At 67.5% G+C, this 17,143-nt stretch carries 17 protein-coding genes; 10 read left to right on the forward strand and 7 right to left on the reverse strand.

Annotation, left to right across the window (positions count from 1 at the left end):
* Positions 1-2: 2 nt before the first annotated feature.
* Together ACZ6DT_RS32485 and ACZ6DT_RS32490 are read left to right on the forward strand one after the other, a co-directional pair.
* The gene (locus ACZ6DT_RS32485; RefSeq protein ID WP_465602460.1) at positions 3-872 is read left to right on the forward strand and encodes an SDR family oxidoreductase; all 870 of its coding nucleotides are present in this window, start codon (positions 3-5) and stop codon (positions 870-872) included.
* A complete protein-coding gene (locus tag ACZ6DT_RS32490; protein ID WP_465602461.1) occupies positions 869-2,086 on the forward strand; it encodes an acyl-CoA dehydrogenase family protein in 1,218 nt (405 codons plus the stop codon). Before ACZ6DT_RS32485 ends, ACZ6DT_RS32490 begins: the two co-directional genes overlap by 4 nt.
* Before the next feature lie 357 nt (positions 2,087-2,443).
* On the opposite strand, the gene ACZ6DT_RS32495 is transcribed toward ACZ6DT_RS32490, so the two are convergent.
* Both ACZ6DT_RS32495 and ACZ6DT_RS32500 read right to left on the reverse strand, forming a co-directional pair.
* The gene (locus tag ACZ6DT_RS32495; protein ID WP_465602463.1) at positions 2,444-4,930 is read right to left on the reverse strand and encodes a DNA gyrase/topoisomerase IV subunit A; all 2,487 of its coding nucleotides are present in this window, start codon (positions 4,928-4,930) and stop codon (positions 2,444-2,446) included.
* Between the two features lie 29 nt (positions 4,931-4,959).
* Complete coding sequence (locus ACZ6DT_RS32500; RefSeq protein ID WP_465602465.1) at positions 4,960-7,011, reverse strand: DNA gyrase/topoisomerase IV subunit B; 2,052 nt, start codon at positions 7,009-7,011, stop codon at positions 4,960-4,962.
* 230 nt (positions 7,012-7,241) lie between these two features.
* Between ACZ6DT_RS32500 and ACZ6DT_RS32505 the strand changes: the two genes are divergently transcribed.
* The 3 genes from ACZ6DT_RS32505 (at position 7,242) to ACZ6DT_RS32515 (ending at position 10,100) form a co-directional block, all read left to right on the forward strand.
* The gene (locus ACZ6DT_RS32505; RefSeq protein ID WP_465602467.1) at positions 7,242-8,183 is read left to right on the forward strand and encodes a nucleotidyl cyclase domain-containing protein; all 942 of its coding nucleotides are present in this window, start codon (positions 7,242-7,244) and stop codon (positions 8,181-8,183) included.
* Between the two features lie 259 nt (positions 8,184-8,442).
* On the forward strand, positions 8,443-9,519 hold the full coding sequence (locus ACZ6DT_RS32510; protein WP_465602469.1) for an LLM class flavin-dependent oxidoreductase: 1,077 nt from the start codon (positions 8,443-8,445) through the stop codon (positions 9,517-9,519).
* Complete coding sequence (locus ACZ6DT_RS32515) at positions 9,516-10,100, forward strand: FMN reductase (protein ID WP_465602471.1); 585 nt, start codon at positions 9,516-9,518, stop codon at positions 10,098-10,100. The genes ACZ6DT_RS32510 and ACZ6DT_RS32515 overlap by 4 nt, the downstream gene beginning before the upstream one ends.
* Positions 10,101-10,172: 72 nt before the next feature.
* On the opposite strand, the gene ACZ6DT_RS32520 is transcribed toward ACZ6DT_RS32515, so the two are convergent.
* Positions 10,173-10,514 carry a YciI family protein gene (locus ACZ6DT_RS32520; RefSeq protein WP_465602473.1) on the reverse strand — a complete coding sequence of 114 codons (342 nt, stop codon included), beginning with the start codon at positions 10,512-10,514 and terminating at the stop codon, positions 10,173-10,175.
* 149 nt (positions 10,515-10,663) lie between these two features.
* On the opposite strand from ACZ6DT_RS32520, the gene ACZ6DT_RS32525 reads away from it, so the two are divergent.
* The 3 genes from ACZ6DT_RS32525 to ACZ6DT_RS32535 all read left to right on the forward strand — a co-directional run bounded on the left by ACZ6DT_RS32525 (position 10,664) and on the right by ACZ6DT_RS32535 (position 12,734).
* Positions 10,664-11,077, forward strand: a complete 414-nt coding sequence (locus ACZ6DT_RS32525) for a PGPGW domain-containing protein (RefSeq protein ID WP_465602474.1) — start codon at positions 10,664-10,666, stop codon at positions 11,075-11,077.
* A gap of 20 nt (positions 11,078-11,097) precedes the next feature.
* The gene (locus ACZ6DT_RS32530; RefSeq protein WP_465602476.1) at positions 11,098-11,787 is read left to right on the forward strand and encodes a TetR/AcrR family transcriptional regulator; all 690 of its coding nucleotides are present in this window, start codon (positions 11,098-11,100) and stop codon (positions 11,785-11,787) included.
* Between the two features lie 89 nt (positions 11,788-11,876).
* A complete protein-coding gene (locus ACZ6DT_RS32535) occupies positions 11,877-12,734 on the forward strand; it encodes an oxidoreductase (RefSeq protein WP_465602478.1) in 858 nt (285 codons plus the stop codon).
* Positions 12,735-13,120: 386 nt separating this feature from the next.
* Here the strand turns inward: ACZ6DT_RS32535 and ACZ6DT_RS32540 are convergent, their stop codons facing one another.
* Entirely contained in the window at positions 13,121-13,945 is an 825-nt protein-coding gene (locus ACZ6DT_RS32540) for an ABC transporter permease (RefSeq protein WP_465602480.1), read from the reverse strand.
* The gene (locus ACZ6DT_RS32545) at positions 13,935-14,840 is read right to left on the reverse strand and encodes an ABC transporter ATP-binding protein (RefSeq protein ID WP_465602481.1); all 906 of its coding nucleotides are present in this window, start codon (positions 14,838-14,840) and stop codon (positions 13,935-13,937) included. The genes ACZ6DT_RS32540 and ACZ6DT_RS32545 overlap by 11 nt, the downstream gene beginning before the upstream one ends.
* A gap of 155 nt (positions 14,841-14,995) precedes the next feature.
* Between ACZ6DT_RS32545 and ACZ6DT_RS32550 the strand changes: the two genes are divergently transcribed.
* Positions 14,996-15,454: a hypothetical protein gene (locus ACZ6DT_RS32550; RefSeq protein WP_465602483.1), complete on the forward strand. Its 459-nt coding sequence runs from the start codon at positions 14,996-14,998 to the stop codon at positions 15,452-15,454.
* 41 nt (positions 15,455-15,495) lie between these two features.
* On the opposite strand, the gene ACZ6DT_RS32555 is transcribed toward ACZ6DT_RS32550, so the two are convergent.
* Positions 15,496-15,924: a hypothetical protein gene (locus ACZ6DT_RS32555; protein WP_465602485.1), complete on the reverse strand. Its 429-nt coding sequence runs from the start codon at positions 15,922-15,924 to the stop codon at positions 15,496-15,498.
* Complete coding sequence (locus ACZ6DT_RS32560; protein WP_465602487.1) at positions 15,863-16,474, reverse strand: hypothetical protein; 612 nt, start codon at positions 16,472-16,474, stop codon at positions 15,863-15,865. Before ACZ6DT_RS32560 ends, ACZ6DT_RS32555 begins: the two co-directional genes overlap by 62 nt.
* Before the next feature lie 377 nt (positions 16,475-16,851).
* On the opposite strand from ACZ6DT_RS32560, the gene ACZ6DT_RS32565 reads away from it, so the two are divergent.
* On the forward strand, positions 16,852-17,025 hold the full coding sequence (locus tag ACZ6DT_RS32565; protein ID WP_465602489.1) for a hypothetical protein: 174 nt from the start codon (positions 16,852-16,854) through the stop codon (positions 17,023-17,025).
* The last annotated feature ends 118 nt before the right edge of the window (positions 17,026-17,143 follow it).

Consider the following 17,143-nt stretch of genomic DNA (forward strand, 5'->3'; position numbering starts at 1 on the left):
CCATGGGAGCACTCGACGGGCGGGTCGCCGTCATCACCGGTGCCGGCCGGGGGATCGGCCGCGAGCACGCGCTGCTGTTCGCGCGGGAGGGCGCGAGCGTCGTGGTCAACGACCTCGGCGGGGCGAACGACGGCAGCGGGGCCGACACCGGCCCGGCGCAGGAGGTCGTCGACGAGATCCGCGCGGCGGGCGGCAAGGCCGTGGCGAACACGGCCAACGTCGCCGACTGGGCGGGTGCCGAGGAACTGGTCGCGCAGGCGGTGGGTGAGTTCGGCAGGCTGGACGTCGTCGTGAACAACGCGGGCATCCTGCGCGACGCGTTCATCGCCGGACTGGAGGAGTCCCAATGGGATTCCGTGATCGCCGTGCATTTGAAGGGGCACGCGGCGATGCTGCGGCACGCGGCCGCGTACTGGAAGTCGGCGAGCAAGGCGGGTGAGCGGGTGGCGGGCTCGGTGATCAACACTGCGTCGGCGTCCGGGGTCACGTTGCCGAACGCGGGGCAAGCGAACTACGGCGCGGCGAAGGCGGGCATCGCCGCGCTGACGCTGGTCGCCGCCGAAGAACTGGAACGCTACGGCGTGCGGGTCAACGCGATCGCGCCGATCGCGCGCACGCGGCTCACCCTGGCGACGCCGGGCATGGGCGCGATCTTCGCGCAGGAGGTCGAGGAAGGGGAGTTCGACGCGTTCTCCCCGGCCAACATCTCGCCGCTGGTCGCCTATCTCGCGACCGAGAAATGCCCGCTCACCGGCAAGGTGTTCGCGGTGCAGGGCGGCGCGATCTCCGAACTCGCGGGCTGGCACGACGTCAAGGTGATCGAAACCGAGGCCGCCTGGGAGATCGACGACATCGCCGCGAGGCTGCCGTGATCGAGTGGTCCGAGACCGAACTGCTGATCCGGGACGTGATCCGCGAGTTCGTCGACAAGGAGATCCGGCCGCACCTCGACGCGCTGGAAAGCGGGACGCTGCCGCCGTACGACATCATCCGCAAGATGTTCACGTCCTTCGGCATCGACGCGCTCGCGCGGGAATCGGTGACGAAACTGCTGTCGAAGGAGCGTGGCTCCGGTGACGGCGGTGGACTCGCGTTCGGCGGGCAGGAGGCGATGGCGCTCATCGCGGTGAGCGAACTGGCCGGGGTCAGCCTCGGCATCGTCGCCTCGCTCGGCGTGAGCATCGGGCTGACCGCGCAGACGATCCTGACCAAGGGCACGCAGGCACAGAAGGAACGCTGGCTGCCAGGGCTGGCGACGTTCGAGAAGGTCGGCGCGTGGGCGATCACCGAACCCGACTCCGGCTCGGACGCTTTCGGCGGGATGAAGACGTCGGTGCGGCGCGACGGTGACGAATATGTCCTCAATGGACAGAAGACTTTCATCACCAATGGCCCGTACGCCGACACGATCATCGTCTACGCGAAGCTCGACGACGGCAAGGACGTCCGCGACCGCAAAGTTCTGACGTTCGTGCTGGACAAGGGCATGCCCGGGCTCACGCAGGGCAAACCGTTCAAGAAGATGGGCATGATGTCCTCCCCGACCGGCGAGCTGTTCTTCAGCGACGTCCGGCTCGGGCGGGACCGGCTGCTCGGCGAATCCGAGACCGGCCGCGACGGCGACAGCAAGGCCGAGGTGAAGTCCGGGTTCGCGGTCGAGCGGATCGGGGTCGCGGCGCTGGCGCTCGGGATCATCAACGAGTGTCACCGGCTTTGCGTGGACTATGCGAAGAACCGGAAGCTGTGGGGCCAGGAGATCGGGCGATTCCAGCTGATCCAGCTCAAGCTCGCGAAGATGGAAGTCGCGCGGATCAACGTGCAGAACATGGTGTTCCAGCTGATCGAGACCCTGCGCGCGGGCAAGATGCCGACGCTGGCCGAGGCTTCCGCGATGAAGCTGTACTCATCGGAGGCGGCCACCGAGGTCGCGATGGAGGCCGTGCAGTTGTTCGGCGGGAACGGGTACATGGCGGAGTACCGGGTGGAGCAACTGGCGCGGGACGCGAAGTCGCTGATGATCTACGCGGGAAGCAACGAGATCCAGGTGACGCACATCGCGAAGGGTCTGCTTGGCCCTCGCAATTAGTCACCTACTTGCGGTGGGCAGGCGCCGAGGGGGAGCAAGGGACCTTTGCTACCGCGCGTGGGCCGGCTGACCGAACGGACGACACGCGTGACTGGATGGACGACACGCGTGACCGGAGGGGATCGCGTGTGGTTGAGGGCGGAACTCGTGTGGTTGAAGGCGGAACTTGCGTGATTGAGCACGGAACTCACGTGAGGGGAGGCGGAACTCGCGTGGTCAGGAGGCGAACTCCCGTCGCGGGTGTGTTCGGCTCCCAGCACTTGAGTCACGGCTCCCAGCACGCGAGTTCCGGCTTCACTCACGCGAGTGCGGGGACGAGGCATCCGCAAGTAGGTGGCTAATTGCGGCAGGGGCGAGTCAGGTGCGTTCGATCAGGTGGCCGACGACCTCGGGGCCCGGGTGCGCGTGGCCGGAGCCATCGCGCCGGGGGTCGACCTCCGGCAGTTCCACCGGGTCGCCGTTGCGGGCGGCGCCGGCCGGACGCGGACCGATCCAGCCGACCACCAGCCGCGTTTCGCCCTTGAGGAACCGCTGTGCCCGGACACCGCCGGTCGCGCGGCCCTTGGCCGGGTACTCGCTGAACGGCGTCACCTTCACGCTCGCGCCGGTCGCGGTGACGACCATCGGCTCGCCGTGTTCGGCGTCATCCGTACGAATCGCGCCGAAGAAGACCACTTCCGCCTCACCGCGCACGGCGATTCCTGCCATGCCGCCGCCCTTGAGGCCCTGCGGCCGCACGAGCGAAGCCGGGTAGCGCAGCAGTGACGCTTCGGACGACAGGAACGCCAGCGTCTCCTCGCCGTCGGTGAGCCAGGTGGCGCCGACGACCTCGTCGCCGTCCTTCAGGCTGAGCACGTCGAACTCGTCCGAGCGGACCGGCCACTCCGGCGAGCACACCTTCACCACGCCGAGTTTCGTGCCGAGCGCGAGACCAGGGGAACCATCCGCCTGCTCGCCGAGCGGGGCGAGCCCGATGACGCGCTCACCCTTCTCCAGCGGCACCAGTTCCTTCGCGGCCATCCCGCCGCGCAGGGAGACGGTGCCCGCCTGCTCGGGCAGCACCGGCAGCGGGAGCACGTCGGTTTTGAACGCACGGCCGCGGTTGGTCACCAGCAGCACCTGACCGCGTGCGGTCGAGTGCACGACGGCGGACACCGAGTCGTGTTTGACGCGGCCGTTGCGGCGCCGCACTTCCGACGCCTCCTCCGATTCCGCCGCCGTCCGCGCGACCAGGCCGGTGGCCGACAGGATCACCTGACACGGATCGTCGGCGACCTCCAGCGGGCCTGACGGCTTCGACGCGGCGAGGACCTCCTTGAGGTCGCCGTCGATCAGCGCGGTGCGGCGTTCGGCGGGGGAGTCCTTGGCGACCTTGGCCAGCTCGGCCGAAACGACCTTCTTCAGCACCGACTCGTCGTCGAGGATCTTCGACAGCTCGGCGATCTCCTCGCGCAGCTTGTCCTGCTCGGCCTCGAGTTCGATCCGGTCGTACTTCGTGAGCCGCCGCAGCGGGGTGTCCAGGATGTAGGTCGCCTGGATCTCCGAGAGCTTGAACCGCTTCATCAGGCCGTCCTTCGCGGCCGCGGCGTTCTCGCTCTCGCGGATCAGCTTGATCACCTTGTCGATGTTGAGCAGTGCCGCCAGCAGGCCCTCGACCAGGTGCAGGCGCTCTTCGCGCTTGCGGCGGCGGTAGCGCGTGCGGCGGGTGACGACCTCGTAGCGGTGGCTGAGGAAGACCTCCAGCAGCGCCTTGAGCCCCAGTGTCCGCGGCTGCCCGTCCACCAGGACCAGGTTGTTGATGCCGAAGGACTGCTCCAGCGGCGTCAGCCGGTACAGATCCGCCAGCAGCGCCTGCGGGTTCACGCCGACCTTGCATTCGACGACCAGCCGCGTGCCGTTCTCGCGGTCGGTGAGGTCCTTGACGTCGGCGATCCCGGTGAGCCGCTTGGATTTGTTGACCTCGTCGGTGATCTTCTCGATCACCTTCTCCGGGCCGACGCCGTACGGCAGTTCGGTGACGGTGATCGCCTGGCGGCCGCGGCTGCCCTCCAGCGGACCGGTCTCGGCGCTGGCGCGCATGCGCACCACACCGCGGCCGGTCTCGTAGGCACGGCGGACCTCGTCGAGGCCCAGCAGCGAACCGCCGGTCGGCAGGTCGGGGCCCGGGACGAACTCCATCAGCTTGTCGAGGGTGGCGTTGGGGTGGTTGATCAGCCACCGCGCCGCGCCGATGACCTCGGTCAGGTTGTGCGGGATCATGTTGGTCGCCATCCCGACCGCGATCCCGGAAGTGCCGTTGACCAGCAGATTCGGGAACGCCGCGGGCAGCACGGACGGCTCTTCGAGGGAGCCGTCGTAGTTCGGCCGGAAGTCGACGGTGTCCTCGCCGAGTTCGCCGACCAGCAGCATCGCTTCCGGGGACAGCCGCGCCTCGGTGTACCGCGAGGCGGCCGGGCCGTCGTCGGGGGAGCCGAAGTTGCCGTGCCCGTCGACGAGCGGGACGTTGAGCGAGAAGTCCTGCGCGAGCCGGACCATGGCGTCGTAGATGGCCGTGTCGCCGTGCGGGTGGTACTTGCCCATCACGTCGCCGACCACGCGGGACGACTTCACGTACGCGTGCGTCGGCCGGTAGCCGTTCTCGTTCATCGAGTACATGATCCGGCGGTGCACCGGCTTCAGCCCGTCCCGCGCGTCCGGGAGCGCGCGCGAGTGGATGACCGAGTAGGCGTACTCCAGGTACGAATCCTCGATCTCCGTCTTCAACGAGTTGTCGAAGACGTTCGCGCCGGGGCGGTCGAACGCGGAGGGGTCGACCTTGGTGGTGGTGCCCTTACGGCGTGCCATTGCTCAAAGCTCCTTGAATAGCAGCGAAATCAGGCGTCGATGGCTTCGCGGTCGACCCGGTCGGAGGATTCGACCAGCCAGTTGCGGCGCGGTTCGACCTTCTCGCCCATCAACAGTTCGAGCGCGTTCTCCGCGGCTTCGACGTCGTCGAGGGTGATGCGGCGGACCGAGCGGGTGGCGGGGTTCATCGTGGTGTCCCACAGTTCGTCGGCGTCCATCTCGCCGAGACCCTTGAACCGCGGCACCGGCGTGACGATCTGCTTGCCCGCCCGCTCCAGTGCCGCGTACTTGGTCTCCATCTCCTTCTGGGTGAAGGTGAAGTGGGTTTCCGGGTTACGGCCCTTGGTGACCAGTTTGTGCAACGGCGGCATCGCGGCGTAGAGCCTGCCGTCCTCGATCACCGGCCGCATGTACTTGGCGAACAGCGTGATCAGCAGCGTGCGGATGTGCGAACCGTCGACGTCCGCGTCGGCCATCAGGATCACCCGGCCGTAGCGCATGGTCGACAGGTCGAACGTGCGCCCGCTGCCCGCGCCGAGCACCTGCACGATCGAGGCGATCTCGGCGTTCTTCAAGGTGTCGCCGAGCGACGCCTTCTGGACGTTGAGGATCTTGCCGCGCAAGGGAAGCAGTGCCTGGTACTCCGACACGCGCGCCATCCGCGCCGAACCGAGCGCGCTGTCACCCTCGACGAGGAACAGTTCACTGCGGGCGACGCCGGTGGTGCGGCAGTCGACCAGTTTCGGCGGCATGGCCGCGCCTTCGAGCGCGGTCTTGCGCCGGGCGGCGTCCTTCTGCTGCTTCTGGGTGAGCCGGACGCGTGCCGCGTCGACCACCTTCTGCAACACGATCTTCGCCTCGGACTTGGTCTTGCGCTCTTCGGTCCAGGACCGGATGTGCTTGTCGACGACGCCCTGGATGACGCGGGTGATCCCGGCCGTGGACAGCTCGTCCTTGGTCTGCGAGGTGAACTGCGGCTCCGGCAGCCGGACGTGGACGACCGCCGTCATTCCTTCGAGGACGTCCTCGACGGTCGGCATGTCCTCCTTGGGCTTGAGCAGCCCGCGGGTTTTGGAAATGGCGTCCTGCAAGGCTTTCAGCACCGCGCGGTCGAAACCGCGGCGGTGCGTGCCGCCGTGCACGTTGCGGATGGTGTTGGTGAAGCACTCCACCGTGCGCTCGTAGCCGGTGCCCCAGCGCAGCGCGACCTCGATCTCCGCGTGCCGCACCACGTTGGACTGCATGACGCCGCTGGCGTCGGCCGCGTTCTCCTTGTAGGTGCCCTCGCCGTTGATGATCAGCGTGCCGCAGACGGGTTTCTCGCTGTCCGGGGCGAGGAAGTCGACCATGTCGGCGAGGCCGTTGGGGAAGTGGAAGGTCTCTTCGCCGATCGAATCGTCGACGGCGGTGCGCAGCACGTACGTGACGCCGGGGACGAGGAACGCGGTGTTGCGCATCTTCGCGCGGACGCCCTCGACGTCGAGCGTGGCGCCGCTCTCGAAGTAGCGCGAGTCGTACCAGTACCGGATCGACGTGCCGGAACTCTCGCCGCGCTTCATCTTCCCGGTGATGTTCAGCCCGGACTTGCGGGTGAACTTGGCCTTCGGGCCGGGCCCGTCGAACACGCCGGGGACGCCGTGCGCGAACGACATCTGGTGGACCTTGCCGTTCTGCTTCACCGTGACGTCGAAGCGGTGCGACAGCGCATTCACCGCCGAAGCGCCGACGCCGTGCAGGCCGCCGGAGGTCTTGTAGCCCGAGCCACCGAACTTGCCACCGGCGTGCAGCCTCGTCAGCACCAGCTCGACACCCGACAAACCGGATTTGGCATGGGTGCCGGTGGGGATGCCGCGACCGTCGTCGTCGACCTGGACGCTGCCGTCGGCGTGTAGGGTGACCACGATCTTCGTGGCGTGACCCGCCACACCTTCGTCGGTCGAGTTGTCCACGACCTCGGCGAACAGGTGGTTGATGCCTCGGCTGTCGGTGGAGCCGATGTACATCCCAGGGCGCTTGCGGACCGCTTCCAGACCCTCGAGATGCGTCAGGTCGTCGGCCCCGTACAGGGTCTCAGCAGTCACTGGGTACTTCTCCTGGAGTCATGGCTCGCGAACTAGCTCGTGGAGGTGGTGTTCAACGCGACACCGTACTGGAGGATATCCGTCCCCTCCGACAGCTTCGTCCTCCCGAGCCTCCGGTGTGGCGGATCACGCCGTCCCGGTGGCCGGGTCACGGCTGGGGAAAGCGGCTTCCTCACGACGTGGATGAGGCGTTATCGTTCCCGGTGTCACAGGGTGACGGGGGGAAGAAGGTGACCGTCGGAGTCGGTCCCACACGCGTCTCGGCCGCACAACGCGTCGTGAGTCTCTGGTATTTCGTGGTGGTCGTCGGTTCGTTCGGCATGCTCGCGTTGTTGCCGGTCGCGCACGCCGCGATCCGGTTGCGGCGCGCTGTTCTCTGGCTGTTCGTCCTGGGTTACGGCGGTATCGCCGTCGGGATGACGTTCCTGCTCGAACGGGCGGCGACGGAGGGCGAGTCGGAGGCGATGCTGTCGTTCGCCTGGCTCTTCGGCACGATCGTCTTCGTCACCGTGGCCTGCGTCCACCTCGCTTTGCTGCGGAAGAAGATCCTCTACCCGCCGCCGACGGCGTGGGTCGAGTCCGGCATGCACTGCGGGTTGTTCTCGATCGACATCGCCGGCTTCGGCCAGGTCGGGCGCAGCAGCGAGATCTTCGTGCGAGTCCGGCGGATGCTCTTCGGCCTGCTGGCCGAAGCCTTCGAGGCCAGCGGGATCGCCTGGGACGCCTGCCTGAAGCGCGACACCGGGGACGGCATGATCGTCGTGGTCCCGCCGCATTTCCCGAAGTTCCGCCTGGTGTATCCGCTGGTTTCCCGGCTGACCGCGGAACTGGCCAGATACAACGTGGTCACCGAGCCCGGCCTGCGGATCCGGGTGCGGGTGGCCATCCACGCCGGCGAGATCGCGCTCGACGAGTACGGCGTGACAGGACGGCCGAAAGTGCTGCTCGCCCGCCTGCTCGATTCCCGGGTACTGCGGGACGCGCTCGCCGCGGCGCCGGACGAGTCACCCGTGGTGGTGCTCGTCTCCGACCGGTTCCACGAGGACGTCCAGGACCAGGGCGGACCCGGTCTCGACACGATGAGCTACCGGCAGGTGCTCGTGCACGAGAAGGAGACCGAGGTCCGCGCCTGGCTGCACGTCCCGGATCCGGTGTCTAGAGCGCTGCCGTGAGGACCTCCAGCGCGCTGTACTGACGGGCGGCGTCGATCCGGTCGACCGGCCCCGCCCAGCGCAGGCCGTGCTGATCGAGCGACGTGCGGTTGTTCGTTGTCACAGCAGGGAAGTGATCCGCATGGATCCGAGTGTGAGCGCGGCCACTTTCCGGGCCGATCAGGTCACCCTTTCGGCTCGCGCCGATGGTCTGGAATACTTCTTGCGCGCGTGAGGTTGAACGCTCAAGCAACGTTAACCCCGGCCCAGGGAGCAGGTCATGCAGTTCGGAATCTTCACGGTGGGCGATGTGACGACCGACCCGACCACGGGGGAGGCGCCCAGCGAGTACGAGCGGATCAAGGCGATGGTGCGCATCGCGCTCAAGGCCGAAGAAGTGGGCCTCGACGTCTTCGCGACCGGCGAGCACCACAACCCGCCCTTCGTGCCGTCTTCGCCGACGACGATGCTCGGCTACATCGCCGCGCAGACGTCGAAGATCATCCTTTCCACTTCGACCACGCTGATCACCACGAACGACCCGGTGAAGATCGCCGAGGACTTCGCGATGCTCCAGCACCTCGCCGACGGCCGCGTCGACCTGATGATGGGCCGCGGCAACACCGGCCCGGTGTACCCGTGGTTCGGGCAGGACATCCGCCAGGGCATTCCGCTGGCGATCGAGAACTACCACCTGCTGCACCGGTTGTGGCGCGAGGACGTGGTCAGCTGGTCCGGCAAGTTCCGGACGCCGCTGCAGGAGTTCACCTCGACCCCGCGCCCGCTCGACGGTGTCCCGCCGTTCGTGTGGCACGGCTCGATCCGGAGCCCGGAGATCGCGGAGCAGGCCGCCTACTACGGCGACGGGTTCTTCGCGAACCACATCTTCTGGCCGAAGGAGCACTTCCAGGGGTTGATCAATCTCTATCGCGAACGGTACGAGCACTACGGGCACGGCAAAGCCGAACAGGCCATCGTCGGACTCGGCGGCCAGGTGTTCCTGCGGCCGAAGTCGCAGGACGCGGTGCGGGAGTTCCGGCCGTACTTCGACAACGCGCCGGTGTACGGGCACGGCCCGTCGCTGGAGGAGTTCACCGAGCAGACACCGCTGACCGTCGGCAGCCCGCAAGAGGTGATCGACAAGACGCTGACCTTCCGCGAGCACTTCGGCGACTACCAGCGTCAGCTGTTCCTGATGGACCACGCCGGACTGCCGCTGAAGACCGTGCTGGAACAGCTCGATCTGCTCGGCGAGCACGTGATTCCGGTGCTGCGCAGGGAACTCGACTCACTTCGTCCGGCGCACGTGCCCGAGGCTCCCACGCACGCTTCTCTTTCGTCAGGGGTGACCGTATGACCACGATCGCCGTCGTGACCGCGGGATTGAGCCGGCCATCCTCGACGCGGCTGCTCGCGGACAAACTCGCCGCGGCGGTTTCTTCCGCGCTGCCGGACGTGGCGATCGAAGTGATCGAACTCCGCGACCTGGCCATCGACGTCACGAAGAACATGTTGACCGGATTCCCTTCCCCGGCCCTGCGCGCGGCCATCGACACGGTGACCGCCGCGGACGGCCTGATCGCCGTGACACCGGTGTTCACCGCGTCGTACAGCGGGCTGTTCAAGTCGTTCTTCGACGTGCTGGACCAGAAGGCGCTCGACGGAAAACCGGTGCTGATCGGGGCCACCGGCGGGACCGAACGGCACTCGCTGGTGCTCGACTTCGCGCTGCGTCCGCTCTTCGCCTACCTTCGCGCCGAGCCTGTCGCGACGGCTGTGTACGCGGCTTCGTCGGATTGGGCGTCTCCAGGGGATCTCGACACGCGGGCTTCGCGGGCGGGGCGTGAGTTCGCCTCGCGGCTGTCCTCGGAGGGGACGGCTGTGGCTCCGGACAGCGGGTTCGTGCCGTTCGAGCAGCTGCTGCGCGCGGGGGAGTGAGCAAGGGACGTGTCCCCAAGGTGGCCATTGGGGACAGCCCTGGAGGCAGGCAGCCGCTCAAGATCCAGAGCTTCAGGGGGTCGGCCAGATCGGCCGGATCTCGATGGTCGCGAACTTCGTGACCGGATGCGTCGACACGAGTTCGATCGCCTCGTCGAGATCGGCGCACTCGATCAGATCGTAGCCGAGGATCTGTTCCTTCGTCTCCGCGAAGGGCCCGTCCGAGACGAGCAGTTCGCCGTCGCGGTGGCGGACGGTGGTCGCGGTGGCCGCGGACCGGAGTCCGCTGCCGGACAAGCGCACTCCGCGAGCGGTCATCTCGTCGACCCACGCCTGTGTCTTCTCGTCCCTCGGTTCGTCGCAGTCGTCCGCGCCCGGGAACGGGGTCCCGCGGATCGGCAACAGGTAGCGCATCAGTCCTCCATCACCAGGGGTTCATCACCCCGACGAACGGTTTCGCGCGAAACAGACAGCTCCCGTGAAAAGGACTCGCGTAGGTCGGACCAGCGCGTTTCCGTCCCGGCGGGCACAATCGACGGAAAGGCGACGGCGAGGAGACGACGGTGGGCATCGGAAAACCCGTGAAGCAGGTCCTGATCCTGATCGCGGGCGGCATTCTCCTGTTGGTCGGCATCGCGCTCCTGGTACTGCCCGGACCGGGGCTGCTGCTGGTGCTCGCGGGTCTGCTCGTGCTGGCCTCGGAGTTCCCCGCGGTGGAGAAGTACGTCGATCCGATCCGCGACAGGGCGATGAAGGCGGCCGAGGACAGTGTCTCGTCTCCGCTGCGCATCGCGGGTTCGGTGCTGGCAGGGCTGGGGCTGCTGGCCGCGGGCGTCGTCTGGGCGCTCGTTCCCGGGCTGCCGCTCGGAGGCTGGAGCACCGGTTCGAGCCTGATCCTGTCCGGGCTCATCCTGTTCGCGTTGCTGATCTGGAGTTACAAGCGGGTGCAGGCCAGGAGGACCGCGAACGCCGAATAACAGCCGGGTGGTCTGGTACCGTGCGGCGCGTGGCCCCCGACTTCCAGCGCGCGCGGCGGCCGGAACAGGTGGAGGCCCGGCGCGCGGCGATCCTCGGGGTGGCACGCGAACTCCTGGCCGAGCGGCCCGTGTCGAGGATCAGTCTGCGGGAACTGAGCGACCGGGTCGGCCTGGCGAAGTCGAATGTGCTGCGGTACTTCGACAGCCGCGAGGCGATCTTCCTGGAAGTCCTCGACTCGATCTGGGTCGCGTGGCTCGACGAGCTCGAAGGCGAACTAGGCGTCCCTGACGCCGCGAAGCCCGGATACGAGCGCGAAGTGCGCGTCGCGACCGTCATCGCGAAGTCGCTCTCGCGGCAGCGCCTGCTGTGCGAGCTGATCAGCACGATGGCCGCCGTGCTCGAACGCAACATCTCCGTGGAGACCGCCCGGGCGTTCAAGACCCGGGCGGGTGAACGGACCGAACGGCTCGCCGAGGTCGTCCGCGACCGGGTCCCGTTGGACGCCGAAGCGGCCGGGCACTTCGCGAAGGCGGTCTTCATCCTTGTCGCGGGACTGTGGCCCTACGCGAACCCAGGCGAGGCCGTGGCGACGGTCCTGGCCGAACGCGGAGCGCCCGCCGGCCACGACATGTTCGTCGACGGATTGACCGAAGGGCTGGCCAATCAGCTGGTCGGTCTCGTCGTTCGCGCAGGTCAGAGCCTCGGGTGAGAGCAAAGGTCCCTTGCTCCCTTCCCGCACGCGCCGGGGCGGCCGGACCTGCTTAAGGTGAGCGGAACCCACTTGCACAAGGAGCGACCATGAGCCCAGGCGGCACTCTCACCCTCGGCGATCTCACCGTGAGCCGGATGGGCTACGGCGCCATGCGGCTGTCCGGCCCCGGCATCTGGGGGCCGCCAAGCGATCGCGAAACCGCGGTCGCCGTCCTCCGCGAGGCCGTCGAGCTGGGCGTGACCCATATCGACACCAGCGACTTCTACGGTCCGCACACGGTCAACGAGCTGATCCGCGAAGCACTGCACCCGTACCCGGACGACCTGCACATCGTCACGAAGGTCGGCGCGAAGCGGACCCCGGATAAGGGCTGGCCTTCGGCGCTGTCGCGGGAGGAACTGACCTCCGCGGTCCACGACAACCTGCGCAACCTCGGCGTCGACGTGCTCGACGTCGTCAACCTGCGGCTTGCGGGGGAGCACGGCGTCTTCCCGATCCCGGTCTCGATCACGGAGCCGTTCGAGGTGCTCGCCGAGTTGCGGCAGCAGGGCCTGATCCGGCACCTCGGCCTGAGTCACGTCTCGGCGGAGCAGGTCAAGGAGGCCCGCGCCATCGCGCCAGTCGTCTGCGTGCAGAACGAGTACAACGTCGCGAACCGTGCCAACGACGGCCTGCTCGACGCCCTCGCGGCCATCAGCGTCCCGTTCGTGCCGTACTTCCCGCTCGGCGGGTTCACGCCGTTGCAGTCCGGCGTGCTCGACGACTGCGCCCGCCGGGTCGACGCGACGCCGATGCAGGTCGCGCTCGCGTGGCTGCTGCGGCGGTCGCCGAACATCCTGGTGATCCCGGGCACGTCCTCGCTGCCGCACCTGCGTGAGAACGTCGCCGCCGCGAAACTGGAACTGCCCGCGGACGTCGTCGCGGACCTCGACGCCCTCGCCTAGCGGGTAGTGAACCCAAGCCTCCTTCGCTACCCTCAAGGAGAGGCGGGCTCGCCACAGTCGTCTGACATCTTTCTCGACTGTCCACAAGGACGCCTCCAGGGCTACGGTGCCCGATTTGGGCGTTTTTCGACCGGGTCGTGAGTGGAAAAGAGGGTTCTAGCCCTGAATTTCACTCACGACCCCAGTCGAAAAACGTACATAAACGCATCAAATGGACATTCAGCGGCCGGATGATGTCCTTTGTGGACACTTGACGCTCAAGACACCTGTCATCCGTTCCCGTCGGAAGTCCAGTTCGAAGCACCAAAAGCGCCACCGACCAGCGGCGATGCGACTTTGCCGGAACCCTGACCCTCAAGGCCGCTAAGGAGGCCTTCACGGACCTTTCAGAGGACATCCCGGCGCCGCAGCAGCCAGCCGCCGGTACCGGCGAAGACCACCAGGTATCCGGCCACCACCAGCGTCGCCTGGGAGACGCCGACGAGTTCCCCGACGCCTGGCGTCGCACCCGAAGCGCCGAGCGACGCGGCCAGCGAACCGGCGTTGGCCCCCGGCAAAGCCAGCTGGAGCGTGCCGACCCAGTCCACCAGCGGGGCCGCGACCCCGAACAACAGGTTCTGGACCACCAGCAGCCACACCAGACCGAGCCCGATCGGCAGCGCCACCCCGCGCATCGCGATGGCGAGCATCGCGCCGAGGGCCGCCCAGGTCATCGCGATCAGCCAGCCGGCGCCGATCCCGGTGACGATCTCCCCGAACGCGGGCCAGTTCATCGGCTCGCCTTCCGAAGAGGCGATGAGCGCGCTCGTGACCGCGCCGGTCGCGAAGCTCGTGAGCACGACGGTCAGTGACGCGACGGCCAGTGCGAACAACTTTCCACTGTAGACGGTCAGTCGTGAAGGTCCTTGTGTCAGCACGGTTTTCCACGTGCTCCAGCCGTACTCGGTGCCGACGGCCAGCACGCCGAGCACCAGCAGGATCGCCCCGAGGAAAACCGGCAGCCCGCCGATCGCGTTGCCGACCAGATTCGACGGCGCCGTCGCGGCCAGTCCGCGATCCGTACCCGGCGCCCCACTCGACGAACCCGCCGCGCCCGCGAGCGGCAGCAGATAGGTGAAGGTCAGGCCGAGTACGACCGCGATCCCCAGCATGGACCAGTTCGCCGGACGCCGGACGAGTTTCGCCAGCTCGGCGGTGCAGCTACCCCACATGACCTGACACCTCTCCGGTGAGCTCGAAGAAAACCTGTTCCAGATCGCGTTCGCGGACATGCAATTCACGTACCGCGATCCCTTCCGTGACGAGTTCGCGGTTCAACCACGACGCGCGCTCCGGGGCCACGGTCAGATCGAGCCCGGTCCCGTTCGCGCGCACGTTCTCCGCGCCGATCCAGCGCCGCACCAGTTCGGCGGCGCGCACGTGCTCGTCGGTCTCGATGTGCAGCACCGTGCCGCCGCGGAGTTCGGCGACCGTGTTCTCCGCGACCAGCCGTCCGTGCGAGACGACGCCGACGCGGTCGCAGATCTGCTGGACCTCGCCCAGCAGATGACTCGACAGCAGCACGGTGCGGCCTTCCGCGCCGAGCCGCCGGATCAGCACGCGCATGTCGGCCCTCCCGGCCGGGTCCAGCCCGTTGGTCGGCTCGTCGAGGATCAGCAGCCGCGGATCCTTCAGCAGCGCCGCCGCGACGCCCAGCCGCTGCTTCATGCCGAGGGAGTAGGCCGAGTACCGGTCCTTGCCGCGATCGGCGAGGTCGACCATCGCGAGCACCTCGCCGACGCGAAGCGGATCCGTTCCGCTGTACCGGGCCAGCACCTTGAGATTGTCCGAACCGGACAGGTACGGGTAGAAGCCGGGCGATTCGATCAGCGCGCCGACCCCGCTGACCTCGCCGCGATCGCCGGGTGGCCTGCCGAACAGCCGCACGCTGCCGGAGGTCGGCCGGACGAGGCCGAGCAGCATCCGCAACGTCGTCGTCTTGCCGGCGCCGTTCGGGCCGAGGAAGCCGTAGATCTCGCCGGGCAGGACGGTCAGTTTCATCCGGTCGACGGCGAGGTGCTCGCCGTACCGTTTCGTGAGTTCGTCGGTGTCCACGGGAAGGTTCATGGTGACGAATGGTGTCCCGCGGGAGGCCTTCGGCACATCCGTTCCCAGGCGGCACCCGGCGTACGTCCTCGGACGTAGTGCGTGGCCGGAATCCTGTGATATCCGTCGAAAACACCGGTACCGAAGACCGCGGTGACGATCATAGGCTCGGCCGCGTGTCCAAAGTCCTCTTGATTCTCCACGTGCTCGCCGCCGTCATCGCGGTCGGTCCGGTCACCGTCGCGGCGAGCATGTTCCCCGCCGCCGCGCGGAAGGCGTTCGCCGAACCGGGTTCCGGACTGTCGGTGCCGCGTGCGCTCAACCGGATCTGCCGGGTCTACGCCGTCTTCGGATTGGCGGTGCCGTTCTTCGGGCTGGCGACGGCGGGCAGCATGCGGGTCTTCGGCGACCTGTGGGTGATCGCGTCGATCGTGCTCACCGCCGCGGCCGCCGGTGTACTGGCGTCTCTGGTCCTGCCGGGGCAGAACGCGATCCTCGCCGCGCTGGACACCGAGCCGCCCTCGGAACCGCTCACGGCGGGGCGGGTGGCGATGTACACCGGGATGTTCAATCTGCTCTGGGCCGTGGTGACGGTGCTGATGATCGTGCGACCAGGGTCCACCACCGGCGCCTGATGGCTCCGGACCGTTTCCGGTCCGGAGCCATCGAGCTTTGCCTACGCGCTCAGTAACTGATTGAAGAACGACCGGTAGCGGCGCAACGCGATCCGCAGGTCTTCGGTGGCCGGTTCACCGTGGCTCCACGCGGATTCCAGTTCCTTCTTGTGATCCGCGAAGGTCGTGGCCAGATTCTGGATGACGAGGGCGACGAGTTCGTCGGCCTCCCTGACCGCCCGCTGCGGGTCGTCCACAAAGGCCGTCTGGATGCCCTGCCAGCTCTCGCGGAACCTGTCCACGTCGACGTTGTCGAACAACGTCTGCGCCTCGTCTTCGTCGGTGCGCCCGGAATCGTCGGCACGTCCGGAATCGGTGGCCACCAGGTCCTCGGTGCTCAAGGCCTGCCCGGTGTCACGGTCGCGACCGTCAGTGATCCGTTCCTCGTCGGGTCGTTCCGTTCCCTCGGTTTCCAGGGGCCTGCTTTCCATGGCTTTCCGCTCCTTCGCCGCCGTCTTTCAACAGATCTTCGAACACTTCGCGGTAGTGCTTCATCGCTTCACGCATGTCCTCTGTGGACATTTCCGATTCCCGATGACGCTCCAGCGTGTCGTGCCCGGCGCGGTAGTGCCGCAACGCGTTCGCGTGCCGGACGGACAGATCCGCGAGCTGCTGGTCGTATCCCTCGGTCGGGTAGCCGCGCTCGGCCATCAAGGAGACCAGTACCCGGTCCGCCTCGACGACGGCGCCGGACGGGCGGTCGACGAACTGTTCCTGGATCAGCGCCCATTCCTGCGCGTATCGATCCTTTGTGGACTCGGGCAGCGGACGGATGTCGAGATCCGAATGGCGTTTCACCCGCGACGAGAGCTCACGTTCCGCTTCACGCGGGTTTTCGTGTTCCTTGACGGCCCGGTCGTATTCGGGCCCGAACGTCTCCTGCAAGCGACGCTTGCGTTGGCCAGCGATGACGAACCAGGCCACCGCTCCCAGCGCCAGGATCGCGGCGATGACGATGATGATGACCAACCACGTGGGCATCGTTATCTCCTCCGGATATCTGCCGGTCAACCCCCGACGGGCCATGGGTTCCCCGGTGTTGTCAGCCGAAAACCCTTATGCCGCAAGAAGTTTTGGATATTAGGCCGGATGGCGCAGTGAACGCCGCCGGTTCGCCGTCATCCGGGAAGGCGGCGCGCGCCTGGTTGGGCCATTCGGCGGAAGTCGTGAGGCTTGCTAACCAAGCATCCCTCTTTCGGGTGCCACCGATGACTCAGTGTAGGTAATAACTCCCGATCATTGCTCCGTTGTGGCACTATTGCCCCGTTCGCAGGAAGAGGGCCTGTGAACAGAGGGGGCCGCCGGAATGGGGCTGCCTGGTACGACAAAGAAAGATCATCAGGGGAGGAGATCGTCAAATGTCGACGCCTACGGACGTCAAGGACCCCATCGGCGAGGAGGAGCCGCTCGACCCGGCTCAGCCCAAGCCCGACCTGCCGCAACACGAGCACGGCCCGGACTGTGAGCACTACCGCGACAGGTTGCTGGAATGCTCGGGCGGCTGTGTGCAGACCCCGCCGCCCACTTCCTGATTCAGGGTATCGCGGCGGGGGGGGGGGGGGGGGGGGGGGGGGGGGGGGGGGGGGGGGGGGGGGGAGGGGGGGGGGGGGGGGGGGGGGGGGGGGGGGGGGGGGGGGAAAAGCAGGGCAG

The sequence above is a fragment of the Amycolatopsis sp. NPDC041971 genome (genome assembly GCF_055588925.1).

Excerpts from the sequence above, each read along its gene's own strand:
- ACZ6DT_RS32565 (WP_465602489.1), top strand. The coding sequence starts at position 16,852 with ATGTCGACGCCTACGGACGTCAAGGACCCCATCGGCGAGGAGGAGCCG.
- ACZ6DT_RS32545 (WP_465602481.1), bottom strand. The coding sequence starts at position 14,840 with ATGAACCTTCCCGTGGACACCGACGAACTCACGAAACGGTACGGCGAG.
- ACZ6DT_RS32510 (WP_465602469.1), top strand. The coding sequence starts at position 8,443 with ATGCAGTTCGGAATCTTCACGGTGGGCGATGTGACGACCGACCCGACC.
- ACZ6DT_RS32555 (WP_465602485.1), bottom strand. The coding sequence starts at position 15,924 with ATGGAAAGCAGGCCCCTGGAAACCGAGGGAACGGAACGACCCGACGAG.
- ACZ6DT_RS32485 (WP_465602460.1), top strand. The coding sequence starts at position 3 with ATGGGAGCACTCGACGGGCGGGTCGCCGTCATCACCGGTGCCGGCCGG.
- ACZ6DT_RS32535 (WP_465602478.1), top strand. The coding sequence starts at position 11,877 with ATGAGCCCAGGCGGCACTCTCACCCTCGGCGATCTCACCGTGAGCCGG.
- ACZ6DT_RS32560 (WP_465602487.1), bottom strand. The coding sequence starts at position 16,474 with ATGCCCACGTGGTTGGTCATCATCATCGTCATCGCCGCGATCCTGGCG.
- ACZ6DT_RS32495 (WP_465602463.1), bottom strand. The coding sequence starts at position 4,930 with ATGGCACGCCGTAAGGGCACCACCACCAAGGTCGACCCCTCCGCGTTC.
- ACZ6DT_RS32515 (WP_465602471.1), top strand. The coding sequence starts at position 9,516 with ATGACCACGATCGCCGTCGTGACCGCGGGATTGAGCCGGCCATCCTCG.
- ACZ6DT_RS32520 (WP_465602473.1), bottom strand. The coding sequence starts at position 10,514 with ATGCGCTACCTGTTGCCGATCCGCGGGACCCCGTTCCCGGGCGCGGAC.
- ACZ6DT_RS32540 (WP_465602480.1), bottom strand. The coding sequence starts at position 13,945 with ATGTGGGGTAGCTGCACCGCCGAGCTGGCGAAACTCGTCCGGCGTCCG.